16 protein-coding genes are annotated in these 26,529 nt (G+C 49.1%); 8 read left to right on the top strand and 8 right to left on the bottom strand.

Annotated elements, in window-relative coordinates; all coding sequences use genetic code 11:
* Positions 1-6,927: Ig-like domain-containing protein (locus tag ACXAG2_RS07410; RefSeq protein ID WP_474865598.1), on the top strand; the 6,927-nt coding region annotated here is incomplete at its 5' end.
* Positions 6,928-6,974: 47 nt separating this feature from the next.
* Here ACXAG2_RS07410 and ACXAG2_RS07405 read toward each other — a convergent pair.
* The 4 genes from ACXAG2_RS07405 to ACXAG2_RS07390 all read right to left on the bottom strand — a co-directional run bounded on the left by ACXAG2_RS07405 (position 6,975) and on the right by ACXAG2_RS07390 (position 14,437).
* The gene (locus ACXAG2_RS07405) at positions 6,975-7,982 is read right to left on the bottom strand and encodes a PAS domain-containing protein (protein ID WP_474865596.1); all 1,008 of its coding nucleotides are present in this window, start codon (positions 7,980-7,982) and stop codon (positions 6,975-6,977) included.
* Positions 7,979-10,492, bottom strand: coding sequence for a chemotaxis protein CheB (locus tag ACXAG2_RS07400; RefSeq protein WP_474865593.1), 2,514 nt, complete (start codon positions 10,490-10,492; stop codon positions 7,979-7,981). The genes ACXAG2_RS07405 and ACXAG2_RS07400 overlap by 4 nt, the downstream gene beginning before the upstream one ends.
* A gap of 26 nt (positions 10,493-10,518) precedes the next feature.
* The gene (locus tag ACXAG2_RS07395; protein WP_474865590.1) at positions 10,519-12,510 is read right to left on the bottom strand and encodes a putative bifunctional diguanylate cyclase/phosphodiesterase; all 1,992 of its coding nucleotides are present in this window, start codon (positions 12,508-12,510) and stop codon (positions 10,519-10,521) included.
* Between the two features lie 148 nt (positions 12,511-12,658).
* A complete protein-coding gene (locus ACXAG2_RS07390; RefSeq protein WP_474865588.1) occupies positions 12,659-14,437 on the bottom strand; it encodes a DUF885 domain-containing protein in 1,779 nt (592 codons plus the stop codon).
* Between the two features lie 244 nt (positions 14,438-14,681).
* Between ACXAG2_RS07390 and ACXAG2_RS07385 the strand changes: the two genes are divergently transcribed.
* The 6 genes from ACXAG2_RS07385 (at position 14,682) to ACXAG2_RS07360 (ending at position 21,571) form a co-directional block, all read left to right on the top strand.
* Positions 14,682-15,896: a M24 family metallopeptidase gene (locus ACXAG2_RS07385; RefSeq protein ID WP_474865585.1), complete on the top strand. Its 1,215-nt coding sequence runs from the start codon at positions 14,682-14,684 to the stop codon at positions 15,894-15,896.
* A gap of 1 nt (position 15,897) precedes the next feature.
* Complete coding sequence (locus ACXAG2_RS07380; protein WP_474844857.1) at positions 15,898-16,500, top strand: YigZ family protein; 603 nt, start codon at positions 15,898-15,900, stop codon at positions 16,498-16,500.
* Positions 16,501-16,627: 127 nt separating this feature from the next.
* The gene (gene trhA, locus ACXAG2_RS07375) at positions 16,628-17,278 is read left to right on the top strand and encodes a PAQR family membrane homeostasis protein TrhA (protein WP_303573607.1); all 651 of its coding nucleotides are present in this window, start codon (positions 16,628-16,630) and stop codon (positions 17,276-17,278) included.
* 10 nt (positions 17,279-17,288) lie between these two features.
* Complete coding sequence (locus ACXAG2_RS07370; protein WP_474852505.1) at positions 17,289-17,774, top strand: protein-tyrosine phosphatase family protein; 486 nt, start codon at positions 17,289-17,291, stop codon at positions 17,772-17,774.
* Between the two features lie 208 nt (positions 17,775-17,982).
* Positions 17,983-20,073 carry a right-handed parallel beta-helix repeat-containing protein gene (locus ACXAG2_RS07365; protein WP_474865582.1) on the top strand — a complete coding sequence of 697 codons (2,091 nt, stop codon included), beginning with the start codon at positions 17,983-17,985 and terminating at the stop codon, positions 20,071-20,073.
* Between the two features lie 46 nt (positions 20,074-20,119).
* A complete protein-coding gene (locus tag ACXAG2_RS07360; protein ID WP_474865579.1) occupies positions 20,120-21,571 on the top strand; it encodes an oligosaccharide flippase family protein in 1,452 nt (483 codons plus the stop codon).
* A 46-nt stretch (positions 21,572-21,617) separates the two neighbouring features.
* Here the strand turns inward: ACXAG2_RS07360 and ACXAG2_RS07355 are convergent, their stop codons facing one another.
* Positions 21,618-22,457: a class II glutamine amidotransferase gene (locus ACXAG2_RS07355; RefSeq protein WP_474844862.1), complete on the bottom strand. Its 840-nt coding sequence runs from the start codon at positions 22,455-22,457 to the stop codon at positions 21,618-21,620.
* A gap of 166 nt (positions 22,458-22,623) precedes the next feature.
* On the opposite strand from ACXAG2_RS07355, the gene ACXAG2_RS07350 reads away from it, so the two are divergent.
* Positions 22,624-23,907: a PAS domain-containing sensor histidine kinase gene (locus ACXAG2_RS07350; protein ID WP_474865576.1), complete on the top strand. Its 1,284-nt coding sequence runs from the start codon at positions 22,624-22,626 to the stop codon at positions 23,905-23,907.
* Positions 23,908-23,936: 29 nt separating this feature from the next.
* Here the strand turns inward: ACXAG2_RS07350 and ACXAG2_RS07345 are convergent, their stop codons facing one another.
* From ACXAG2_RS07345 to ACXAG2_RS07335, 3 genes are all read right to left on the bottom strand, one after another.
* Positions 23,937-24,743: a polysaccharide pyruvyl transferase family protein gene (locus ACXAG2_RS07345; RefSeq protein ID WP_349584529.1), complete on the bottom strand. Its 807-nt coding sequence runs from the start codon at positions 24,741-24,743 to the stop codon at positions 23,937-23,939.
* Between the two features lie 71 nt (positions 24,744-24,814).
* Positions 24,815-25,606 (bottom strand): Stf0 family sulfotransferase, encoded by a 792-nt coding sequence (locus tag ACXAG2_RS07340; RefSeq protein ID WP_474844864.1) that lies wholly within the window; start codon positions 25,604-25,606, stop codon positions 24,815-24,817.
* A 31-nt stretch (positions 25,607-25,637) separates the two neighbouring features.
* The gene (locus tag ACXAG2_RS07335) at positions 25,638-26,498 is read right to left on the bottom strand and encodes a glycosyltransferase family 2 protein (RefSeq protein ID WP_474865573.1); all 861 of its coding nucleotides are present in this window, start codon (positions 26,496-26,498) and stop codon (positions 25,638-25,640) included.
* Positions 26,499-26,529: the final 31 nt, after the last annotated feature.

The following is a 26,529-nucleotide window of genomic DNA, read 5'->3' as shown; positions in this document are numbered from 1 at the left end:
GATGCGAATGGTGATGCACAAACAGTAACAGCCACTGTGCAACCTGACGGCACATTCAGTGCCGATGTACCAGCGGAAATGGCAGAAGGTAGCTTTACCGTTGAAGCGACGGCCACGGATGCGGCCGGTAACACCGGCACGGCTTCAACGTCCGGTACGGTGGATACCACTGCACCAACGGTCACTCTTGATGCTCAAGGTACCGGTAACGACACTACCCCGACTATTTCTGGTACCACCGATTTGCCAGCGGGTGAACCTGTGACGTTAACCGTGACAGATGCGAATGGTGATGCACAAACAGTAACAGCCACTGTGCAACCTGATGGCACGTTCAGTGCTGATATCCCTGCGGAAATGGCAGAAGGTAACTTCACTGTCGATGCTGCGGCAACCGATGCGGCCGGTAACACCGGCACTGCTTCAACCAGCGGTGATATCGACACGGCTGCACCGACGGTAACATTAGACGCTCAGGGCACAGGTAACGACACCACCCCGACTATTTCCGGCACCACGGATCTGCTAGCCGGTGAGTCTGTGACGTTAACAGTCATTGATGCCAACGGTGATGCGCAGACTGTGACTGCGACTGTACAACCAGACGGCACATTCATTGCCGATGTACCAGCGGAAATGGCAGAAGGTAACTTCACTGTTGATGCTGCCGCCACCGATGCCGCCGGAAACACTGGTACTGCATCTACGTCAGGTACGGTGGATACCACTGCACCGATGGTCACACTGGATGCGCAGGGCACCGGTAACGACACCACCCCGACCATCTCAGGTACCACCGATCTGCCAGCCGGTGAATCCGTCACCCTGACGGTGACAGATGCGAATGGTGATGCACAAACAGTAACAGCCACTGTGCAACCTGACGGCACATTCAGTGCCGATGTACCAGCGGAAATGGTAGAAGGTAACTTCACCGTTGATGCAGCCGCGACCGATGCGGCCGGCAATACCGGCACTGCTTCAACCAGCGGTAATATCGACACCACTGCACCTACAGTCACACTGGATGCACAAGGTACAGGTAACGACACCACGCCTACGATTTCCGGCACCACGGATTTGCCGGCAGGCGAATCTGTGACCTTAACGGTCACTGATGCCAACGGTGATGCACAGACTGTGACAGCGACAGTTCAGCCAGACGGTACCTTCAGCGCCGATGTGCCTGCGGAAATGGCAGAAGGTAACTTCACCGTTGATGCTGCCGCCACCGATGTCGCCGGTAACACAGGTACTGCTTCAACGTCAGGTACGGTGGATACCACTGCACCAACGGTCACTCTTGATGCTCAAGGTACCGGTAACGACACTACCCCGACTATTTCTGGTACCACCGATTTGCCAGCCGGTGAATCTGTGACGTTAACCGTGACAGATGCGAATGGTGATGCGCAAACTGTAACGGCTACCGTGCAACCTGACGGTACCTTCAGTGCTGATGTGCCTGCGGAAATGGCAGAAGGTAACTTCACCGTTGATGCTGCCGCCACCGATGTCGCCGGTAACACAGGTACTGCTTCAACCAGTGGCAATATCGACACCACAGCACCGACTGTCACCCTGGATGCCCAGGGCATAGGCAATGACACCACACCGACTATCTCAGGCACAACAGACCTGCCAGCCGGCGAATCCGTCACCCTGACAGTCACCGATGCCAACGGCGATGCACAAACAGTAACAGCAACTGTGCAGCCAGACGGTACCTTCAGCGCCGATGTACCAGCGGAAATGGCAGAAGGTAACTTCACCGTTGATGCAGCCGCAACCGATGCAGCCGGTAACACCGGCACTGCTTCAACGTCTGGTACAGTGGATACCACCGCACCGACAGTCACTCTGGATGCTGAAGGTCTTGGAAATGATGCTACGCCAACTATCTCCGGCACCACGGATCTGCCGCCGGGTGAGTCTGTGACATTAACCGTCACTGATGCAAATGGTGACGTACAAACATTCACTGCAACAGTTCAGCCTGATGGCACGTTCAGTGCGGATGTGCCTGCAAACATGGCCGATGGCAACTACACGGTTGATGCATCTGCTACGGATGCCGCGGGGAATACCGGCACTGCTTCGACAAGTGGTGAGGTGGATACCACAGCTCCTACAGGAAACGTTGTTGTTACTACAACCTATGATGATGCAACCCCCATGATCACTGGTACGCTGGATATTCCTGAAGGTGATATCGTTACACTTGTGATCACCGATGCTGCCGGAAATGAGCAAACTCTTACTGTTCCTGTAGCCGCAGATGGTTCATTCAGTGTTGAGGTTCCCACAGATCTGGCTGAAGGTGAGTTCACGGTTCAGGCATCGGCTACAGATGATGCTGGTAATACTGCTACGGCAACGCTCACTGCAACTATTGATATGGCCGCACCGAGCTTAATCATCGATCCTATTGATATCACCAATGACAACTCTCCGACAGTTACAGGCAGTACGGATGTAGGTGTAGGCACTATTGTCCTGTTAACCGTGACGGATTCAGATGGCGTTGAATACAATCTTTCTGCAGTTGTTCAGGCTGATGGAAGCTGGAGCTCAGATCTCCCCATTCTTCCGGACGGCTCGGTCACCGTTGAGGCGCAGATTCTGGACGATTCAGGCAATATCGTAAACGTGAGTGCTGCGGGCACAATCGATACAGCCGATCCGGGCATAACGCTGGACACGTTTGTCGATACAAACGATGTGCAGCCTACGATCTCCGGTACTTCAGATGAGCTGGGCGCAAATGTCGAAATCGTGATTGTAGACGGCTTAGGTGTTGAACAAACCCTCTCTGCCACGGTTCAGCCTGATGGTACCTGGTCTGTCAATGTACCATCAGATCTCAATGAAGGATTACTGACAATCGACGCATCGGTCATGGATGATGCGGGCAACGTTGCAACTGTCAGCACCTCCGGCCTCATTGATTTAACGTTGCCGGTACTCAACGTCAATCCGGTTACAGACCTTGGTAGCGACACACCGCTTATCAGCGGTACGTCTGACGAAATCGGCGGTATCATAACCATCGATATCACGGACGGTAACGGTGATACGCAAAGCTTCAACGCGACAGTTCTCGGCGACGGTACCTGGTCCGCCAACGTACCCATGGCGATTTCAGAAGGCTTACTGGATGTGAACGTGTCGGTGCTGGATGATGCCGGCAATCTGGCCACGGTGAATACTTCCGGCCTGATTGACCTGACGCTGCCAGTGCTGAATATCAACCCGATTGCGGATCTGACCAGCGATACACCGCTCATCAGCGGTACGTCTGACGAAATCGGCGGTATCGTAACCATCGACATTACCGACGGAAACGGTGATACCCAAAGCTTCAACGCGACAGTTCTCGGCGACGGTACCTGGGCTGCCAACATCCCTATGGCAATTTCAGAAGGCTTATTAGATGTGAACGTGTCGGTACTGGATGATGCCGGCAATGTGGCCACGGTGAATACTTCCGGCCTGATTGACCTGACACTGCCAGTCCTGAACATCAACCCGATCACCGATCTGGCCAGCGATACACCGCTCATCAGCGGTACGTCTGACGAAATCGGCGGTATCGTAACCATCGATATCACCGACGGTAACGGTGATACGCAAAGCTTTAATGCGACAGTTCTCGGCGACGGTACCTGGTCAGCCAACGTACCCATGGCGATTTCAGAAGGCTTATTAGTTGTGAACGTGTCGGTACTGGATGATGCCGGCAATCTGGCCACGGTGAATACTTCCGGCCTGATTGACCTTACGTTACCAATCCTGAATATTAATCCGATCACCGATCTGGCCAGTGACACGCCGCTTATCAGCGGTACCTCTGACGAAATTGGCGGTATCGTAACCATCGATATCACAGACGGTAACGGCGATACGCAAAGCTTCAATGCGACAGTTCTCGGTGACGGTACCTGGGCTGCCAACGTACCTGTTGCGATTTCAGAAGGCTTACTGGATGTGAACGTGTCGGTACTGGATGCAGCGGGTAATGTGGCGTCGGTGAATACCTCCGGCCTCATCGACCTGACGTTGCCAATTCTGAACGTCAACCCGATTGCGGATCTGACCAGCAGTACGCCGTTGATTTCCGGTACCTCTGATGAAATCGGCGCTCTTGTCAGTATTGCTGTGACGGATGGTAACGGTGATACCCAAAGCTTCAACGCGACGGTACTGGGCGACGGTAGCTGGTCTGCTAATGTTCCTGTGGCGATTTCAGAAGGCTTACTGGATGTGAACGTGTCGGTACTGGATGATGCCGGCAATCTGGCAACTGTCAGTACCTCAGGATTAATTGACCTGACGCTGCCAGTGCTGAATATCAACCCGATCACCGATCTGGCCAGCGATACACCGCTCATCAGCGGTACGTCTGACGAAATCGGCGGTATCGTAACCATCGACATTACTGACGGTAACGGTGATACCCAAAGCTTCAACGCGACGGTACTGGGCGACGGTAGCTGGTCTGCTAATGTACCTGTGGCGATTTCAGAAGGCTTGCTGGATGTGAACGTGTCGGTGCTGGATGCAGCAGGCAATGTGGCTACGGTGAATACCTCCGGCCTCATCGACCTGACGCTGCCAATTCTGAACGTGAATGCCATTAGTGACCTCGCCAGCGACACACCGCTCATCAGCGGTACCTCTGACGAAATCGGCGGACTGGTAACCATCGATATCACAGACGGTAACGGCGATACGCAAAGCTTCAATGCGACAGTTCTCGGTGACGGTACCTGGGCTGCCAACGTACCTGTTGCGATTTCAGAAGGCTTACTGGATGTGAACGTGTCGGTACTGGATGCAGCGGGTAATGTGGCGTCGGTGAATACCTCCGGCCTCATCGACCTGACGTTGCCAATTCTGAACGTCAACCCGATTGCGGATCTGACCAGCAGTACGCCGTTGATTTCCGGTACCTCTGATGAAATCGGCGCTCTTGTCAGTATTGCTGTGACGGATGGTAACGGTGATACCCAAAGCTTCAACGCGACGGTACTGGGCGACGGTAGCTGGTCTGCTAATGTTCCTGTGGCGATTTCAGAAGGCTTACTGGATGTGAACGTGTCGGTACTGGATGATGCCGGCAATCTGGCAACTGTCAGTACCTCAGGATTAATTGACCTGACGCTGCCAGTGCTGAATATCAACCCGATCACCGATCTGGCCAGCGATACACCGCTCATCAGCGGTACGTCTGACGAAATCGGCGGTATCGTAACCATCGACATTACTGACGGTAACGGTGATACCCAAAGCTTCAACGCGACGGTACTGGGCGACGGTAGCTGGTCTGCTAATGTACCTGTGGCGATTTCAGAAGGCTTGCTGGATGTGAACGTGTCGGTGCTGGATGCAGCAGGCAATGTGGCTACGGTGAATACCTCCGGCCTCATCGACCTGACGCTGCCAATTCTGAACGTGAATGCCATTAGTGACCTCGCCAGCGACACACCGCTCATCAGCGGTACCTCTGACGAAATCGGCGGACTGGTAACCATCGATATCACTGACGGTAACGGCGATACCCAGAGCTTCAATGCGACAGTTCTCGGCGACGGTACCTGGTCCGCCAATGTGCCTGTGGCGATCTCAGAAGGTTTACTGGATGTGAATGTGTCGGTACTGGATGCCGCGGGCAATGTGGCTACGGTGAATACCTCCGGCCTCATCGACCTGACGTTACCAATCCTGAACATCAACCCAATCACCGATCTGACCATTGACACGCCACTCATCAGCGGTACGTCAGACGAAATCGGTGCCCTGGTAACTATCGATATTACTGACGGTAACGGTGATACGCAAAGCTTCAACGCGACAGTTCTCGGCGACGGTACCTGGTCCGCCAACGTGCCCATGGCAATTTCAGAAGGCTTGCTGGATGTGAATGTGTCGGTGCTGGATGCAGCGGGTAATGTGGCCACGGTGAATACTTCCGGCCTGATTGACCTGACGTTGCCAATTCTGAACGTCAACCCGATTGCGGATCTGACCAGCAGTACGCCGTTGATTTCCGGTACCTCTGATGAAATTGGCGCTCTTGTCAGTATTGCTGTGACGGATGGTAATGGTGATACCCAGAGCTTCAACGCCACAGTTCTCGGTGATGGCACCTGGTCGGCGACTGTGCCAACCGCCATTTCAGAGGGCTTGCTGGATGTGAATGTATCGGTACTTGATGATGCCGGAAACCTGGCAACGGTCAGCACCTCAGGACTGATTGACTTAACCCTGCCCATCCTGACTGTTGATGCAATTGGTTTCACTAACGATTTAACACCGACCATCTCAGGTACATCTGATGAAATTGGTGCGACGGTGACCATTGAAACAGAAGATGCGCTGGGCGCAACCCAGTCGCTGACAACGACGGTAGCCGGTGACGGCTCATACACGCTGGATATCCCCGCTGATGTGGCGGAAGGTATTCTGAATGTAAATGTGTCAGTGCTGGATGTGGCCGGCAACCTGAGTCAGGTAGCTCTGAGTGGCGAAGTCGACGTGACCCCGCCGTCACTGAATGTGACCCACGTACCTACAATCACTGAACCGTTTATCTCCGGTACTGCCGACCCCGAACTGGAAGGCCTGGCCGTCAATGTAGATTTGACTGCTAATATTCTGGGAATTGAGCAAACTGTGTCAGTAACCGCTACCGTTGCTGAAGATGGTACCTGGACATACGGACCGTTCCTCGATCTGGGTGTAGGCCCGTTATCGTTATCGGCATCTATTACCGATGCGGCCGGAAACGTAACCACTGTGAGTGAAGGAGGAAGTCTGTCACTACTTGAAGGCTTCCTGAGTGGCCCAAGCTCTGATTCCGGTGATTCGGGAGATTCGGGTTCACTGATTTCTCTGAACCTTGGCCCGTTAAGTATCGATATCTGAGGAAATTCAGAAAGAGAGCGAAGGGTGTGCTTCACAGCACACCCTTTTTATTTAAAGAACATTTCGAGAATGTATGACAGGTCCAGATATTTATCTAACATTTCGCTGTTTACCGGCAAAACACGGTATTGCAAGCCTATGACCGGCTTTCCTGCCAACCACGGATGAGTCTGAACAGCACTTCGCATTTCTAACTCAATTTTTCTGACGTCATCTTCGGAATAATCCAGCATAACAACGCCTATCAGCTCATTTGAAAACTGAAAAGGAACACACCCCGGAATCAACGCAAAAACGAATTTATTGAGAAAGTTTTTTAATTCGTCAGACTGAGTGATATCGCCATTTATGCCGTTGAAAGAAAATCTTAATGTTGTGAGCTTGCATCCTAAGCGGTCAGCAGATTGGGCAAGCAAGCGCACATGCTCAATAAAAAACTGGCTTCCGGCAAACCCGTATTCGTCCCGGATTCGTTCACTTTCCGAGCGGCGGAGCAGAGAGTCATTTAATAGTTTTACCCGGGAGAGCTCTGAATGCACTTCATCCAGTCTTCTTTGCAGATGTTCATATTTTATTTGAAGGCCGAGCAACTCCTGTTGTCTTTCCATGACCCTTGTCATGTCAAGATGGCATCCCAGCAACCTTACCGGCTCACCCTCATTGGAGTAAATGGCAATCCCGCGACAGCGTACCCACACGATTGTGCCGTTTTTGTGCCAGTATCTGACAACCTGATCGTAAGGATGTTTCGGGTTTTTCAGGTGAAGCTCAAGATTGCGTTTGGCGACAGCAAGATCTTCAGGAAAAATGATGTCCTGCCATTCAGTAATTTTGTGCTCTTTAAATTCCGGGTCATAACCAAAAAGACGCCAGAACTTCGGGCTCATCCACTCATTTTCAGGGTCGGTTAAATCCCAGTACCAAAGGCCGTCGACAACATCATCCTGAAAAAATTCGAACATTAATTTGTCGCGTTGCAACAAATTGAGCAGTTCTTTTTCAAGGTAATGCTGTCCTTGCTCCAGCATGGCATCCCGGTGGAGTGAATCACTCATTGATGTAATTCAACAATAGAGATAATCACGCCTTTTGCACTGTCGCCAATCTTATACTGACTGACGGTTACCTCGTAACGCTGCGCGGTACTGTCGTCTTGATAGACTTCCTTTACAGTAGATTTCTGACCACGATTAACCTGGGAAACGAGCTCATCTAATGCAGTCAGCGGCTTCTTAAACGACAAATCTCTGAAATCCCGGTTAATATCAAAATCAATAATATTCACATATTGCTTCATTGCATATGTGAATCTTCTGATTTTGAGATCGCTGTTAAGAAACAGAACTGCCAGATGGGTGGCAATCATCAGATTCTCTAAGTCATTGTTGATGTCCGTCAGCTCAACAATTTTTTGCTGGTACTCACTGTTAACAGTATAGAGTTCTTCGTTTACCGATTGCAGCTCTTCGTTGGTCGACTGCAGTTCTTCATTAGCTGCCATCAACTCTTCATTGCTCGACTGTAACTCTTCACTGGTTGTATCTAAGTCTTCCAGCGCTTCACGATAAAGCTTCTGACACTCTATCAGAGCATTATCCAGTTCTTCTATGCGTTTAACTGTCTGCTCGCTACGCTTGTAGGTGATGTCTGCATCAGGCGCTGATTGCATTGAACCCGGTACGAAACTTAAAGCGACAAAAACATTATCAGGGCCGTTTTCGTTAAAACTGAAACAACGCAAGGACCAGCGCTCCGTTTCAGTGACTCTGATGTCTTCCATGAATACCGAGATATTCTCACGTAATACCTGATGGGCAGCTGATATGGTCTGTCCTGATAAATCGTCTCTCAAGACATCGGATAAATCATGGGTAACCAAACCCGGCCGCAGAGGTGCTGTGAAGGCGGTCGTATCGCCGTAGCTGTATATAACCCGCAATTTTGTATCTGTAATTAATGTCGGAGGCAGGTAAGCTTCCATCATTGCCTGTCTGCCAACGGCTGCAGACTTGCGATCTACCTCAATGCGCTTATTCGGAGAACTCAAATAGTGAGCTACAGATTTCGGCTTGTAATGCCGGTTCTGAAAAGGCTTTGCAGAATGAATTTGGGAGGAAGGCACTTTTATATCTTTGGCTTTCTGATAGACACGGTTGCGCTGATCGGTAAAGTCAAAATAGATACTGAAGCTTCCCGGAGATTCTGCACTTCCTAATACGAGGTAACCTTTCACTTTCAACGCAAAATGGAAAAACGCCATCACTTTTTGTTGCGCTGCATTTTGTAAATAAATAAGCGTGTTACGGCAACTCACCAGATTCATATTGGAAAATGGCGGATCCTGAATCAGATTGTGGGTGGCAAACACCACAATATTTCTGATTTCTTTAGTCACCTGGTAACTGCCGTCATTCAGTAAATTAAAATACCTCGCGATGAATTCTGAAGACATTTCAGAAGAAATACTGCCGGGATAAATTCCATTCGCCGCAAACGCTACGGCAGACTGATCAATATCGCTGGCAAACAGTGTAACCTGTCGCTCCACTTTTAATTCCTGCATTGCCTCGGAAAACAGGATGGCATAAGAATAAGCTTCTTCGCCGGTAGAACACCCCGGAACCCATACACGGATGGTGTCATCTTTCGATGTTTCCAGCACCATAGGCTTTACAACATCTTCATACAACCTTTCCCAAACCTCAGCGTCCCTGAAGAACTGAGTGACACCAATGAGCAAATCTTGTTTTACCAGCTCAACTTCATCCGGCGTGCCGTTTAAATATTCCCAGTATTCAAGCAAAGTATGCTTGCTGTTAATGCTCATTCTGTGCTCAATACGGCGGGAGACTGTAGATTCTTTGTAAGCACGAAAATCCAGTTCGGTACGATCGTTAATTAAACCAAGAATGTCGTCGAGTATTTTAGAGTTCTTAGATAGGTGATCACGGAACTTACTGGGTTGCTCCCGCACCAGCGGATGCTCGATGAAACGTCTTAACTGTTCAGGGATCTCCTGAACATTCAGCACGAAATCCACAGAGCCGGTATTGATTGCATTTAACGGCATGCCATCAAAGCGAGCCTCAGCGGGATTCTGGGCGATGACCATCGCCCCCATCTCTTTCAAAGACAGAATGCCACGGCTACCATCGGAGCCAGTCCCGGATAGTATTATACCTATCGCGCGATTCTGTACGTCTTCTGCGATGGTTCTGAATAATTCGTTAATGGGGAGATTTATGCGGTTGTCAGGGGGTAAATCAGACAGGTAAATGCATCCTTCAGCCACCCTCATCAGTTTGCCAGCCGGTATGAGATAAACCGTATCAGGTTTCAGTTTTTCCCCCTCTACGGCCTGGTGTACAGCCATTTTGGTATTTTTACTTAACAGCTCGTCCATCATCGACTTAAAGTCAGGCGATAAATGCTGAGCAATGACATACGATGCGCCAAGATTGTCCGGCAGTACATTAAAGAGTTCCTGCAGAGCTTCAAGACCGCCGGCAGAAGCTCCTATGCCTACAATGTACTGCGCTTCCTTTTCCGTTGCTCTTTTATCCATTTTCCGTTCCCGATAGACTACCCGTGTCAGGTTACACAAGGCTGACTGTTAAGCATTTTTATTAGTGTATCTGAATCCTGTGGCTTAGAAAAATAAAACCCCTGAAAAAGCTGGGCACCAAGATTTCTGCAGAGCTGGAACTGTTCCTCTGTTTCCACACCTTCAGCCAGAATTTGTAGATTAAGACTTTTCCCCATTGCGATCATTGCTGTCAGAGTTTTCTTATATTTGTCATTGGTGGACACATTCTGAACAAAATAGCGGTCTATTTTCAGTTCATTAAAATCGTAATTCATTAACCTTTTAAATGAACTGAATCCGGTACCGAAATCGTCCATTGAAATTAAAAACCCTCTGCGCTGCAATTGTTTTATCTGTCGCTGTACTCTTGTGCTGTTACGCTCTAGCATCATCTCTGTGATTTCAATGCAAACACTGGAAAGAGGAACTCCGAATTCCATGCAGAGTTGTGTAACCACTTTATTGAAATTTTCTTCTTCGAGTTGACTGATATCCACATTCATATTCAGCGTCAACGCAGGCTGATGTTCGCGTAATCGTGCGAAGCCTTTCAATGCCTCTTTTAATGCGTTATCAAAAAGTGCCAACTCCATATTCTGCCGTTTAGCAAAACTGATAACGGATTCGATGCCTTTGAAATACTGAAACGGTGTTTTAAATCTGGCGAGAGCTTCTACTGAACGGATTTGGCCGTCAACACTGTAGATTGGCTGAAAATGACACGTCAGGCCATCATCACTCAAGACGTCCTGAAGTTCTTTTTTCTGATTTTTTAGCCACTTCTTTTGCTCTCTGAGATTCACATCATAAATTTTAAAATGTTCTGCAGTAAGTGCTCCCCGCTTTACTTCATACATACCCTGGTCGGCTGCATCCAGAACAGCCTGAACCTTTTCAGCTCTGGTCTGATTTTCTTCAAACTGAATAGTGGGCGTCCAGGCAATACCAATACTGCAACGCAATTCTATTTCGCGCCCTTCCAGCACACAGGTAGTGTTCAATAAGGAATCTATCTTTCGCGCTATCCCCTCTACCGTTCTGTCTGAGGTGATAGAAGACATACAAACAACAAATTCATCACCTCCAAAACGGGCACTGAGGTCATTTTCGCGCACCGCAGAAGCAATTTTTCTTCCTACATATTTCAGCACTGCATCACCGAACTTGTGACCCGTGGTATCGTTAATCTCTTTGAACCTGTCGATATCGATAAACAAAAATAACGAACGGGAAAACCGGTTGGCATCCATCTCTTCGACTTTGCGAATAAAGGCGGACCGGTTAAATAACTCAGTTAATGAATCGTGTTCAGCCATGTACTGCAATTTGCTTTCTGCCCGAAATTCATTCGTTACATCATTCAGGGTTACCGAGGCACTGATAAAATTGTCTCTGGAGTCAAAGTAAGCTGCCAGTTGCACTGAAAATACGTAAATGCTGCCCAGTGGCGTAACAAACTCTATACGGGTTTTATATAAGTTTCTGCAACTCTCAGTATTGCTTACGTGATCACGGAACTCCCTGGTCAGTGACGGGGGTAAATAATCGATCCATTTCCTGCCATATAACTCATCCAATGAGGTTTTCAACATGTCTGCACAACGTGCATTAATAAAAACCGCATTCCAGTTGCTGTCCACGTTGATCACGCCGATTGGTAAATCATGGGCAATTTTTGAAATGCTCTTGCTATCGGCAATCACCGATAATGCCCAGGGGTACTGTCCAGACCCTGATGCAGATAAGACGCAGTGATAACCGAGGAAATTCTGTACGTCCAAAACCCGGGGCAAATCCGTTAACTCTATATTTTCAAATACTTTTAACGAATGAGGGAGTAAAGCGTGAAAAGCAAAGTGTGATACCGGAGCTGATGTCTTACACAGCGATTTATTTTTATCATAAAAAGCTGTAAAGCCATCATTGAGACTCACCAGTAATTCGTGAAGATTTCCGGCAAGTTGATTCCCTTCATGAGTTGAATCCGTGTAATCCAAAACAAATCCTGCATAATAAAATTGAATCCGGGCAACAACTCATGCCCGATACTGTATATAGCATAGACGCTATATCAAATAACGGGATATCAGGGTAAAAAGTTCAGTATTGCGCGGTCTGAACAACCGCGCAGGAGGAGATTTTTCGCTATTTTTGATAAGGAGACACACCGCCTTCTTCAATAAACCGGTCGATGCGTTGTTCAAGCACAGACAAAGGTACTGAGCCCAGTTGCAAAACCGCATCGTGGAAATGGCGGATATCGAATTTTTCACCTAATGCAGATTCAGCGCGGGCACGGTTTGATTCCATTGCCATTTGTCCCAGGTAATAAGACAACGCCTGACCCGGCCATGCAATATAACGGTCAACTTCGGTGGTAATTTCATGGACCGACAGCGCCGTGTTGTCTTTCATGAACTGCTGCGCCTGTTCACGGCTCCAGCCTTTTGCATGGATACCGGTATCTACCACCAGCCGTGCTGCACGCCACATCTGATAGCTCAGCATGCCAAAGATTTCATAGGGGGTGTGGTAAATTCCCATCTCTTCGCCCAGCTTCTCGGTATACAGAGCCCATCCTTCTCCGTAAGCAGAAATGTAGCTTTCCCGCCGGAAGTCCGGGATCCCGTCATTTTCCAGTGACAACGGCATCTGGAAGGCGTGTCCCGGTGCTGACTCATGCAGGGTCAGGGCAGGCAGCGAATAAAGCGGGCGTGAAGGTAAATCGTAGGTGTTTACCAGATAAACGCCCGGACCACCGCGGCCGGCAGTATAAAACGGTGCAATATCATCAGGCACAGGAATAATAGCAAAACGGGCACGGGGCAGATGACCGAAAAAGTCAGAGGCCACGGCATCAAACTCTTTGGCTGTCCAGGCCGCTCTGTCGAGCAGCGCCTGAGGCGTATCGACATAGAACTGCGGATCGGTGCGCAGGAAATGAAGGAATGCGGCTAAATCGCCATCAAAATTCACTTCAGCCATGACATCGTGCATGCGGTCACGGATTTTCGCCACTTCATCCAGACCAATCTGATGAATTTCTTCCGGCGTTAGATCCAGTGTGGTGTACTTTTTTGCCTGAGCACGGTAATAAGCTTTGCCATCAGGTAAATCGTAAGCGGCAATGGAAGGCTGTGCCCCGGGGATGTACTCTTCAACTAAAAAGGACAGCAGCTTTTTATGCGCAGGGATCACCGCTTCGCTGATCGCTTTTTGTGCCTGTGCACGCAAAACCTGTTGTCGCTGTGCAGAGATTTTGGCAGGGAACTTAATAAACGGCTGAAAATACACGTTATCTTCACCAGCAGCGTCAACTACCGACTCCACAGAGCGTTCACGGCCAGCCAGAGAAATCGCCGGTAAGGTAAACTTCCGCGCAAGACCCATTTTCATGTTGGCAATCTGTTGATCAAAATACCGTGGCATATCGTTAAGCCAGGCGATGTAATTCACATAATCCTGTTCGCTGTGAAATGTCTCCCGCGCCAGGTATGTCAGGTCGCTCCAGAATGCGGTATCACCCAGCAAAGGCTTTTCCCAGCTACGGTATTCCTGATCCATAATGAGGTTTTCAATCTGATTACGGTATACCGCATAGTTGGTCTGATTCTCTTCCGACAATGTGGCGGTATCAATAGTATTCAGCTCTCTCAGCACAGACTGCCAGCGGCTCAGGCGCTTTTCCTGCGTGGCCTGACTCACATCCGGCAAAGCAGATGGCGCTGCGTGTGTATCGCTGTTTTCATCCACACTGTAGTAATTCTTACGCCACTGCCATTCCTGCGAGTATAAGGTTTCAAACTGGCCGTCGGCGGTATCTGTTGCAAGGGGTTCAGAAGCCGCATACACCGCAGCACTTCCCTGAAAGGCCAGAAAGACGGATAAACTGAGGATGCGGACAGAGCGTGTAAAAGTGGTCACAAATGTTCTCCCTGTTTTTATTGTTATGTACCTGAAATGGGTTGTATTGAGTTTTAACACGGCGGGACAACGGATTACCACTTTTAGCCGCCGGTTGCGCAAATTGAGCGGATAAACAGCAAAGCGGCAGGCGGACTGAATTTACCGCCGGACGAGGAGATCCTTTGCTTATTTATCCGTATGATAGCAACCACAAGAAGCCGGACAGATAACCGGCAAAATAAGCGAATTTACCGGAGGTAACATGACAGGAAACGGCATAGGCGGAAAAACAAAAGAAGAAGCTTTGTCCACGCTTCAGGATATGACAAAAGATACTGTGGCGATTGGCAAAGAAGAGTTTGAAGCCAGGATCCAAAAAGCGCAGGCATTAATGAAAGCGCAGGGTATTGCGGCGCTTTACCTGAATGCCGGCACCAATATGACCTATTTCACCGGCCTTGAATGGTACGCCAGTGAAAGACTGGTGGGCGCATTACTGCCAGCAGAAGGTCCGGTCACTTTTATCGCACCGTTTTTCGAAATAGCTTCCCTGTCTGAACGTCAGATCATCGCCGGTGACATTGCCGGCTGGCAGGAACATGAAAGCCCATATGTCCTGTTCGCCCGCTTGTTAAAACAGACCGGTGTAAAGCCAGGTGATAAAGTGGGTATTGATGAATCAACGGCCTTTTTTATTACCGACGGTTTTCAAAAAGCCATGCCGGAGCTCCAACTGGTTAACGCCAGTCCGGTGACTGCAGGATGCCGCATGCATAAAACGGCACCGGAACTGGCCCTTATCCAGCGGGCCATGGATATGACGCTGGAGGTGCATAAAGCCGCCGCCAGTATTCTTTACGAAGGGATCACCACCACCGAAGTGGAACAGTTCATTAATCAAGCGCACAAGAAAACCGGCGCGCCGGCAGGTTCGTGTTTCTGTATCGTACTGTTCGGTAAAGCCACCTCTTTTCCTCATGGCGTGAAAGATCCACAGGTATTGAAACCCGGCGATCTGGTGCTCATCGACACGGGCTGTAAATTAAAAGGTTATCTGTCTGACATAACCCGTACTTACTGCTTTGGAGAGCCTACAGAAAAACAGGCCCGCTTGTGGCAAGCAGAAAAAGAAGCGCAGATTGCCGCGTTTAACGCAGCACAACCCGGTACGCCTTGCGGACGGGTTGATGCCGCAGCCAGAGACTGTCTGGCGGGCTACGGGCTGGGCCCCGATTATCAGTTGCCCGGCCTGCCCCACCGCACCGGTCACGGTATCGGCATGGACATACACGAATGGCCCTATCTGGTGAAAGATAATCCGCAGCCGTTGGCTACCGGAATGTGTTTCAGTAACGAGCCGATGATTGTGGTCCCCGGGGATTTCGGGATCCGCCTTGAAGACCATTTCTACATGACAGATGAAGGCCCAGCATGGTTTACTGAGCCCGCTAACAGTATTGAGAAACCTTTTAACTAAGATGAGTTATTCCATTCCTGCGCAGCGTTACGAAACCCTGCTGGAAATTAAGAAGAGTAAATTTTATGCCTGTGCCGGCTTCGCCCAGACCCGCGAAGACGCCATGCTGATGCTTGATGAAGTGAAAGCCCGCTATCCGGATGCCAGACATCATTGCTGGGCGTATCTTTTAGGCCATCCCGACCAGCCACTTAGCGTGGCGATGTCTGATGACGGGGAACCCTCCGGCACTGCCGGAAAGCCTATACTCAATGTATTACAGCACAAACCGGTGGGTAACATCATGATGATTGTTACCCGCTATTTTGGCGGTATCAAGCTGGGGGCCGGCGGACTGGTCCGCGCCTATTCTGGCGCAGCACAACAGACCATGGAAACCCTGCCGGTTATTACACAGGTAAAACTGAATGCCTTTACCGTGACCACTGATTTTGCTCAGGAGCAATTTATCCGCCATTGGACTGAATCGGTAAAAGGTAAAGTCACAGATTGCACTTACTCGCAGGCTGTAACCCTCAGCATTGCCATACCCGACAGCGCCGTGGAGGCTTTGCGTCAGTATGAAGGAAGCCTCGGTTTGACAGTAAAAGCCGTTAAAGGGTGACGGTTTATTAACTACAAAGGCGTAATCCCCGGACAGCGTCATACTTCTGCAGCATTTTGAGTGTACAAGTGTACGCTGAAACTATACACTGGTTTTTATCGACTGGTAAGATCTGTGGGAGCATCACATGACACAATCAGAAAAGCGGCCTGTTGCGGCAAAAGCCTACTCTGTGCTGGAAGAATGGTTAAACAGTATCAGCCATGGTGCGGGGTTTGTTGCGGCCGTTGTGGGGCTGGTGTTTTTACTGCTTCGTGCAGAACAACCGGTAGCCATCGCCGCAGCCGCAGTTTATGGTACCACGCTGATCCTGATGTTTCTTAGTTCTACCCTCTATCACAGTATTTCCCACACCAAAGTAAAGGGGATCCTGAAGCTGTTTGATCACAGCGCAATTTATTTGCTCATTGCCGGGACTTACACTCCCCTCCTTCTGGTCGGTATCGGCGGATGGCTGGGAATTACGATGACCGCAATTGTGTGGATCCTGGCTACAGGCGGTGTTGCCTTTAAACTCATTGCCCGGCACCGTTTCCCGAAGGTATCTGTGGCAACTTACCTGCTGATGGGCTGGATAGCCCTTGGCCTTATTTATCCGCTTTATATGGCGCTGCCGGGAGCCGGACTGTGGCTGATAGTTGCCGGGGGACTATGCTTCAGTATCGGTGTGTTATTTTACGTTGCCAAGTCAAAGCGTTACACTCACGCTATCTGGCATCTGTTTGTGCTGGGTGGCTGTAGTTGCCATTTCTTTTCAATTTATTATTTTGTGGTGTAAACGCTCAAGCATGAACACAACCGACAAACCGGCTTCTCACCGTCTGATCACCGGAACGGCCTCCATAACACTGGGAGCGGTGCCGGATGCGCAAAGCATTCAGACACTTAAACAACAGGGTATCACCCACGTTATCACGCTGCAGACCTCATCAGAGCATGCTGAACAGGTGGAACGACTGGTTAAAGATGCGGGCATGCACTGGCGCTGGTTTCCGTTTACCGAAACCCTCGACAGTACAGAGACCGGACTCGAATTACTGAGGCAGTATATCCAGGAACTGGGTAAGCTTACCACTGAAGGTAAACAGCTTTATTTTCACTGCAACGATGCCAGAAGCCGTTGTATGTTGTTAATTTTTGCCCTGCTCCACCATCGCCGCATCCCGTCATCCAGTGCCTACCCTATGCTACACGACCTGTCATCAGGCTCAGCAAACCGTTTAAGCCGTGCAGAATTACAGTGGGCAGCCAGCCTCGGGTTATCGGTGCATTAATAAGACAACCTGTTGCCTGCGAAGTGTATTCAAAACAAGACACTCCGCAGGTTTCCTCTTACCTCTTTGCGGTTCTGACAAGTCCTGAACCGGTTAAAACCGCAGAGCCGCAAGGCTTCACTGTTAAATCCCCATTGTGGCCTTTGTTTTGCTTCTGACAGTAATGAGTAATTAGTTTCTTCTCATTTTCCCGTCACGGAGTATCTTAATGCGACTATCGCCGCAATCAGTCTATGCCTCACTGTCACTTCCACGAAATCTTCGCACGTCACGCCCTTCACACTTCGTTAAAGTACTTGCGTTAGGGTTGTCCTGCCTGACTGTACACTTCGCACAAGCCGCGAGCGTAGCACCGGCTCAACCGGGCAGCATGGCGCTGGAGAAAATCGCTGCGCAAGGCGTGTCAGATTTACAAAGTGCAGAGGCATTAGTGGAAGATTTAGCGGCTTCGAAGCGCTACGGACGGATGCTGAATCTGCTTAAGCAGGACTACAACGACGAGTCCGGTGAGATTTTAATGATGATGAGTCGCGGCGAGTCACTGGAAAACGCGACACTGAAGTTAGCCAAAAGAGCTGGATCTGAAACCGCGATGGGCCATGTGGTTAAATCGGCATTTATTCTGTTTCCTCTTAATCAGGCTGACTTATACCATTATTTGCAACAACACCTGGGGATACGGGATACACTGCTGAACAAGTGGGCAGAAAATGCAGGGGTCCTTACTGAACCAACTATGCCGGCTCCCGATGATAAGGGTCTGTTTATTCAGCCACTCATTGAGTCTGCCAGTATATCGGTATTTGATGTCACCGCTGACACCCGCGCAGAATTACTTTATCGCCGCTCAGGTACTGAACAATGGCAGCAAGGCAGGGATTTAAGTTTCGAACCGGTCAACGGTATCCTGACCGGGCCGGTTGTGTATCTTGAAGCCGGCACAGCGTACGATGTGAAGGTAGTTCTGCATGCGCCTCAGCAGCCTGTGAGGATAATTGAAAGCCAGTTTACCACCCGCGCGAATAAACCTGTGATTGACCCGGATAAGGTATATAAACTCTCCGACATTTATAAAGGCGGCATGCTGGATCTTGAAGCGCTGGGCATTGAAGGCAGCAAAGACGGGTACGCTAAAATTGTGGGGGACGCCGGCACAGTCATTACCCCTGACGATTCAGATAAATACGCTATCTTTACCGGCGACAACAGCTATATCTACTTTGAAAACATCACCATAGAAGGCGCGAGAGTGCATGCTATTTATGGTGAAAAAGGCCATGATATCTGGATAAACCAATGTGATATTTCAGGCTGGGGCCGGGCACCGAATGTCATGAAAAATGGCATTGCCTATGAAATGGAGGATGCCGGCCCGATTAACTATGACTCAGCCATTTACTTTCGTCAGTCCGGCGTGATCACGGTGGAAAACTGTCACGTGCACGATCCCCGCGCCATTGCCAATGACTGGTCTCATGGTCATCCCAAAGGACCTAACGCGTTTCTTGCACACGCAAACCATCCTGACCCGCAATTTAAAGGTCAGGTGATTGTTCGTAACAATCACTTTACCGGTACGGCAGACCACCGTTTAAATGATGTCATTGAAGGGCGCAAGAATGCAGAGCCTCTTGGCGGTTTTGTCCGTGACTCGGCGATTTATAACAATGTACTGGCATATTCCAACGATGATGCCATTGAAGTGGACGGCGGCCAGCAGAATGTACTGGTTTACAACAACGACATTTCACACACTTACTCGGGGATAAGTATTACGCCGGTCCGCGTTGGCCCGGGCTTTGTGTTTAATAACTATATCCATGATTTGGGCGACTTGCGGGGTAAGCAGTGGGCGTCAATCAAGATGGGCGGCCTGCTCACCAGTCCGCTGGGACAAAGCATTATTCTGCATAACCTGATCACCACAAAACGTAACGGATTAACCGCTTCGCGGTTTAAGGACGACAACACTTTCTGGACGCAGGTACAGAATAATGTGGTAATTAATCAGAAAGACGCGAACCGTTCAGGCTTTGCCGTTTTCGATCCGCAGGGCTACCCTGAATCAGAATATATCAACAATTACTTCTATAACCTTTCTGCGGGCAAGCCGAAAATTCAGGCAAATATTACCGTGCCCTATGAATTTGATGAGGCTAAACTGAATCAGCAAATCGCAGAAGCTTTATTTATAAAAGGCAAAACCGTATTGCTCCCAAATTCTGACAAATACCGTATAAACAACTTCACCAGACTCAATGAAGACGGCACACAAGCAATCTACGGAATTATTGAGTAACAATAAATAAGCAACATCAAGTGCAGTAACAAGGACGTCAGTCTCTATGTCGTTGAAAGCCAAGTCCCTTAAGGGCGCGTTTTTTAATTTATCCGCGAATGGCGCAGGCCAGCTGGTAAATTTTGTCGTCTACGCCATCATGGCGCGTATTCTGGGCGTTGAAGAGTTCGGTCTGGTGGCTATTTGTCTGATGGTCACCGATTTCTGTAACCTGTTCGTCACCGTGGGCGTATCGCAAAATCTCATTCAGCGCAAAGAATGGGACAATAACTTCGCCAGTTTATCCTTCTGGTTTTTGATGGGTGTGTCACTGGTCATCGCAATTTTGATGTTCGCTGTGGCAGTGCCCGTTGCCTGGTACACCTATTCCGAACTCGCCGCTCAACTTATTGCGGCGCTGGCAATTATTCCGCTGGCTAACGGTTTGCGCCTGGTCCATAAAGCAAAAATGGAACGGGATTTTGCCAATAAACGGCTGGCGGCCTACGACACAGCCGGCGTGCTGGTTGGAGGCGTAGTGTCTGTCGCCACGGCATTAACCGGCTTCGGCGCATGGGCGATTATTCTCGGAAAAGTTGTTCAGGCTTTTGTTTCTACAGCCCTGACCTGGCACGGCTCGGATTTCCGTCCCGGTAAGGTAGAGGATAAGTCCCACCTGCCTGAAATCATCCGCTTTGCGAAACCGCTGATCGCCATGTCTTTCATGAATTTCTTCTCCCAGCGTACATCAAACATCGTTATTGCGGCCTTTCTCGGGGCCGCCACCTTTGCCTACACCTCAGTGGCAAGACAAGGGTTTTCAGTATTGAACAACCTCACTTTCCAGCCACTGAACAGAATTGCTCTGGCCGGTCTGGCAAGGGTTGAGGACCACAAACTACCGGCAACCTTCGCCCGTGTGGTCAGCATGACCGCCATCTTCGTTACACCGGTGTACTTCGGTGTCGGTGCTATCGCTCATCCGTTTATTGATGTGGTGTTCGGTGATAAATGGACTGACAGCGCATACTTATTGTCTATTCTGGCGCTGCAAACGCCCTGTAACGTGATGGCGTACTATCTGCCTAACTTGCTGATTGCAAGAGGCTTACCGGCTCAGGCATTTAAACTTAACCTGATAAACCTGACCTTTAACTTCCTGTTTCCGTTAGCTGCTGTTCCCTGGGGCCTGTATGCAGTGATCTCTGCGCTGGTTGTTGCTAACTTTGTCACCCTGGTGCTGAAATTTATGCTGGTGAAAAAATCTCTGAACATTAGCCTTACAGACGCATTCAGAGAAACCTGGATGTTCACCCTTACCGGTACAGTAATGTTCTGTGTGGTGTTATATGTCGAGCGCAATCACTTACTGGGACTGGATAACGTATTTCTTGAGCTACCCGCTCTGGTTGGCCTTGGCGCATTGATTTACTGCGGCAGCCTGCTACTGTTTTTCCGCAAGAAAACCCTGGCCATTGCGAAAGAATTTAAATCAGGAAAGAAAAAGAAGAAGGTGTAGCTGTCTTATCCTGCCGGACTGACCGACAGCCATGCTGAGAGATTTGCTAAGCGCAATCTCTCGGCATGTTTGAGGGACTGATCATGGCGGCTTCAGACTTGTGTACCGGCACATCGACTTTACCACTGGCAATCACTTCACCCAGTTGCCATAACCGCCATTCTCCCCGTTCATAAATATCCCAGGTTTCATCGTGAGTCAGCGGTTCTGTTGCGATAACACTCACCACGTCTGCCGGCGTGGTTTCAGAGGCAAAATCCACTTCCACCTCCACATCTTTCAGACAGGCCGGTCCGAATGGTGCCCGGCGGGTAATGCTGGCCAGCTTGGTACTGCAAAAAGTGAACAGCCAGTCACCGTTACTCAGCAAGCAGTTAAACACACCCTGCTCAGCATATTCTTTTGACAGGGCCACCAGCGAAGCAGCCAGTTGCTCAGGCATGGCATCGCGGGGCAAAGTCTGACGGATTTGATTCATTAAATCGCAGAACAGCTCTTCACTGTCTGTGTCACCGATAGCTTCGTACATACCGGCTCTGCGGGTAAAACCGGGGATCTGGCCATTATGGGCAAACACCCAGCAACGCCCCCACAATTCACGGGTAAACGGATGCGTATTAGAAAGGTTGATGTTACCCACATTCGCCTGGCGAATATGGCAGATTGCCGTTTTGCTCTTTATCGGTAACTTCGAAACAAATTCAGCGATTTGAGAAGTCGCGCAGGGTTCGGGATCGTGAAAAAGCCGGACGCCCTTTCCTTCATAAAAAGCGACACCCCAGCCATCTTTGTGAGGACCGGTTTCCCCTCCCCTGCGGGTCAGGCCGGTAAAACTGAAACATAAATCGGTTGGAGTATTGGCACTCATGCCAAGGAGTTCGCACACTGTGCATTCCTTTCTTAGAGGCAAAGGCTGGTAGCGTAGCCAAAAAATTTGTCGGTGGCAATGCTTTGACTTGCGGCAAATGTTAACGTATTGTGAGAGACGAACGTCATTAAAAATAAGCTCTGTTGAAGTGACATTTTATGATTAATTTTGTAGTGAGGTAAAAATGTCAGAAGATTCAGTTTCAACCACCGACGATTCACTATTTTCCACTTTTCTGACCAACACCATCGATGGCGCACTTATTATCGAAAATGGTCGTATAAAAAGTTGTAACGACAGCTTTCTCCGGCTTCTGCGTTACGAAAGCAGGGACTCTCTTACCGGACGCGATTTACTACACATTTCTGCAGAATACCAGACTGCAAACGTATCGTCTGAATCGATGTTCCACAGTATTCAAAAAGAAAATGCAAAAAACTCAAGCTTCAAATTTGATTGGTTATTTCAAAAATCTGATCAAACGTTGCTCTGGACAGAAACAACCATAACCAGATTAGATTCCGGCGATGCCAGCGTATTGTTGTTGATGATTCGGGACATATCTCTGCAAATGGAACTGGAGAAGGAGATATATAAGAGAAATCAGGCTCTTGAAGCTTCAAATGTCGGTTTGAACTTTATAATAGAGAATCTGGCTGAAACGCAGGGACAGCTTATCCAATCAGAAAAAATGGCCAATATCGCCCGTCTTGTTGCCGGTATCGCCCACGAAATCAACACGCCTGCTGGCATAAGCCTGACCGGTATCACTCAACTGCTGGAGGAAAGTAAAATTGTCCAGCGTCAATATGAAGATGGCAGCCTGACTCAGGATGAATTTGAAGATTTCATCAGCAGCGTCACTGAACTCTCAGAAATGGTGAAAGGCTCAATTGATAAAGTCTCCCATCTCATCTCAAGCTTTAAGAAAATTGACATTACACAGAGCGCCGATGAGGAGCAGCCGGTAAATTTAAGGACACATATCGGAGATACTTTATACTGCCTCGAGAGTTCACTGAGCGCATCAATGATTGAAAATCAGATTGAATGTGCAGAAGATATTAACGTCATAATTAAGCCTGAATTGTTATCACAAATCATCAGCAATCTGGTGATAAACTCTATTCAACATGGCTACGGGCCGGACAAGCACGGCCATATCTATATTTCTGTGAAACGTGAATCTGCCAATCAGTTTACCTTGCTCTATAAAGACGACGGGTGTGGTATCGATGCGGAACATATTCATAATATTTTCTCTCCGTTCTACACCACCAGAAGGAAAGACGGGCACATCGGTCTGGGCCTGAGTATTGTGTACACCATCGTCACTCAGGGACTGGGAGGAACGATTGAATACATTGACAACGAAGGATGCGGCGCGCAATTTCTTATTAAAGTAAGGTTGAAGGAGGCACAGGCTTCAACAAGTACCGGTGCATTGGCAGATGCAAAGTCAGTGTGACACACTGACTTTGCTATTGGTGTTTACCGTCACTCTGCACCCCAGAGATCGAAGGGGAAAGCCTGATAAAGCTTATCTGTGATTGCGGTGAAATCCGGTGGCGCAGGTAAATTCATAGAGATGCCTTCCGCCAGGCTGGTCACCTTGGGAATTTCAGTACGACCTGTGCCCTGATAGTAATCTTCATATTTAAACATCGACTCACCACTGCCGGAATCGTAAAAAATGGCAGGCACGCCGTATGCTTCGGCAATGATGACACCATGTAATGAACTGGAAATAACCCGTTTGCTGTTCACGATAGCTTCAATGAACGAGCCGGGATACTGCATGGGTGTAACCAGATCCTTTTCATAGCCTTCATACTGCGCCATATCATCGTTCATATGGTTGATAATGATGTAGTCTTTTTTGTGCGCCTTTTCCATCAGGTGCTTTGAATAAAAATGAGGAAGCAGTAACGCCGGGTCACCGTAAACTTCCGGTACACTGATGCCACGGTTCATAAGGTATTCACGGGTAAGAGGGCCGCGTACGGCACGGACGTCGAGGTTATCAAACTGAATGACCTTATCGCCCATTTTTTTGTTATAACCTGTGCCCCACAATGTATCTCCGTCCCGCGCAAAATGCAGAACAGAACCCACACTGACCAGCTTGGTTGAGGGATCCAGTTTGTCTTTGATGAGCTTTCCTTTCATAGCGAGTACGCGCTTCACCAGATCGTAAGCCACATAATCGCCGATATTTGGCCGGTCATCTTTCTTCGACTGCCACCAGTACACCCGCTTTTTCTCTTCTGCCAGCGCCTGTTTTTCTGCCCATTGATTTAACATAGTTTTCCTTTAATACTCACGGCGGATTACGCCGTCGTTCCACTCTTTATCTGGCTCAGAACCTGTCTGAATCAGGATAATTTTTTCGACAACTTGTGCCAGAAACTTTCACGGTTAAAACGTAACAGTTCATCGTCGCCGTCAAACTCCTGCTGAAACCGTACCTGCCATTGTTTGTTTAAAATGTTACTTTGCTTTTTGGTCACCGGCGTTGGCGGAATACGGTGACTTTCCACCGCCAAATCCATAAAGTCAGCAATTCGGAGTACAGAATTAGCGGTGTTGGCTTTGACATCTGCAAAATTCAATTCCATATATTTGCTGCCGGTTGCCGCCAGGGTGTATCGCCAGGACGCATTTTCCAGGCTGACGCGGCGCAGGCCTGCTTCAATATCTTCAAAGTTGTATTCCGGATCTGCCGCCGGCTTGCCCTGCTGTGATATCCATGCCCCGGTTTGTCTGGCTACTGCCAGCGATACAGCCTGAGCCATCACATCTTCACGGGTAAGCAACACAAAATGCGGATTCGGCAGCATTTTGCACATCGCTTTGAACCCGCCGAACTCTTCGATATGCGAATAGTGCACTTTGATACCGAACACACCATTCGGGGATGTCCGCCGCGCCCTGAGTTCATCAAGCACTTCCGGCAAAGTCCTGCGGTTAAGACGCAGTTTCCATTCGTCGAGGTTTTTTCTGTTCACGTATTCAAGGGGAAAGCCAAAAGCGCCGGTTTCGTGAAGCACATGACCAAGCATATGACTGCCTGAACGCACGGTTGATGCAATCACCAGTGTTTTTTGGGTTTCCGTCTGATGAGGGAAGTCGTGTTCTGAAGAAAACTGATCCTGATAGAGTTCCATGACTCTTCTCCTGTAATGAGGGCCCGTAACCCTAACTGACCCGCTGTCGCACTTTTTTTACCGTTACCGCAGCCAGGTGGTTCAATGTCACAGACAAACCGGCAATGTGAACAGACTTCATCACCCATTTAAGCTTGTCTTTTTTTAGTGGCAAATACACCAGTAATTGAGCAGCCACCCGTTTACGGTAATTCCCGTCTCCGAGAAACTGGCGGTGTTTGTCTGCTGAGCGCAGGCGCACCACCGCTTCGTCCGGCGTCATTTTCGCTACTTTGGCGCCGATGCCGTCCATATTCATGAAGCGGTACAAAAAGATGGGCTTGGGAATATTCCATAATGAATAGCCCTGCTCTGAAAGCCTCACGTACATATCCCAGTCCTGCCCGTTGGGCAGGGTTTCATCGAAACGTTCCTTTAGAGCGATATCACGTTTCACACTGAAACCGCTCATACCGCAATATTGATTACCGGTGCGGAGTACTTCGCGCTCTACCCGTCTTGAAGGCTGCACGAACAGTTGCTCACCACCTAAAACCTGATAACCGCTGACCACAGCGTCCGCGCCGTTGTCGTAAGCTTTCTTGTGTTCCCACAAATATTCCGGCAGCCATATGTCGTCGTCATCGAGAAAGGCAATGTAATCACCTTTTGCGCTGTCCACCCCAATGTTACGAGCCTTGTTCGCACCCGATGATTCTTTCAAAAAGTGATAGTGAAAATTCGGCTTTTCTGAAAATTCAGTGAGAATGTCATCATATGGCAAGGAAGATGCATCATTCACTACAATCACCTCAAGCGGCTGCTCAACTTGTGCATATACACCGTCCAGCGCTTCTTTGAGTTCTGCAGGTCGATTGAATGTTGTAATAACAACGCTGAATTTGTCGCTCATTGGTATCCCTGTGAGTTGCAATCCGAATAGG

It is taken from the genome of Alteromonas sp. ABH4_456 (assembly GCF_056160645.1).
Note: the sequence above shows the minus strand (reverse complement) of the source record. Positions and strands in the feature narration are given on the sequence as shown.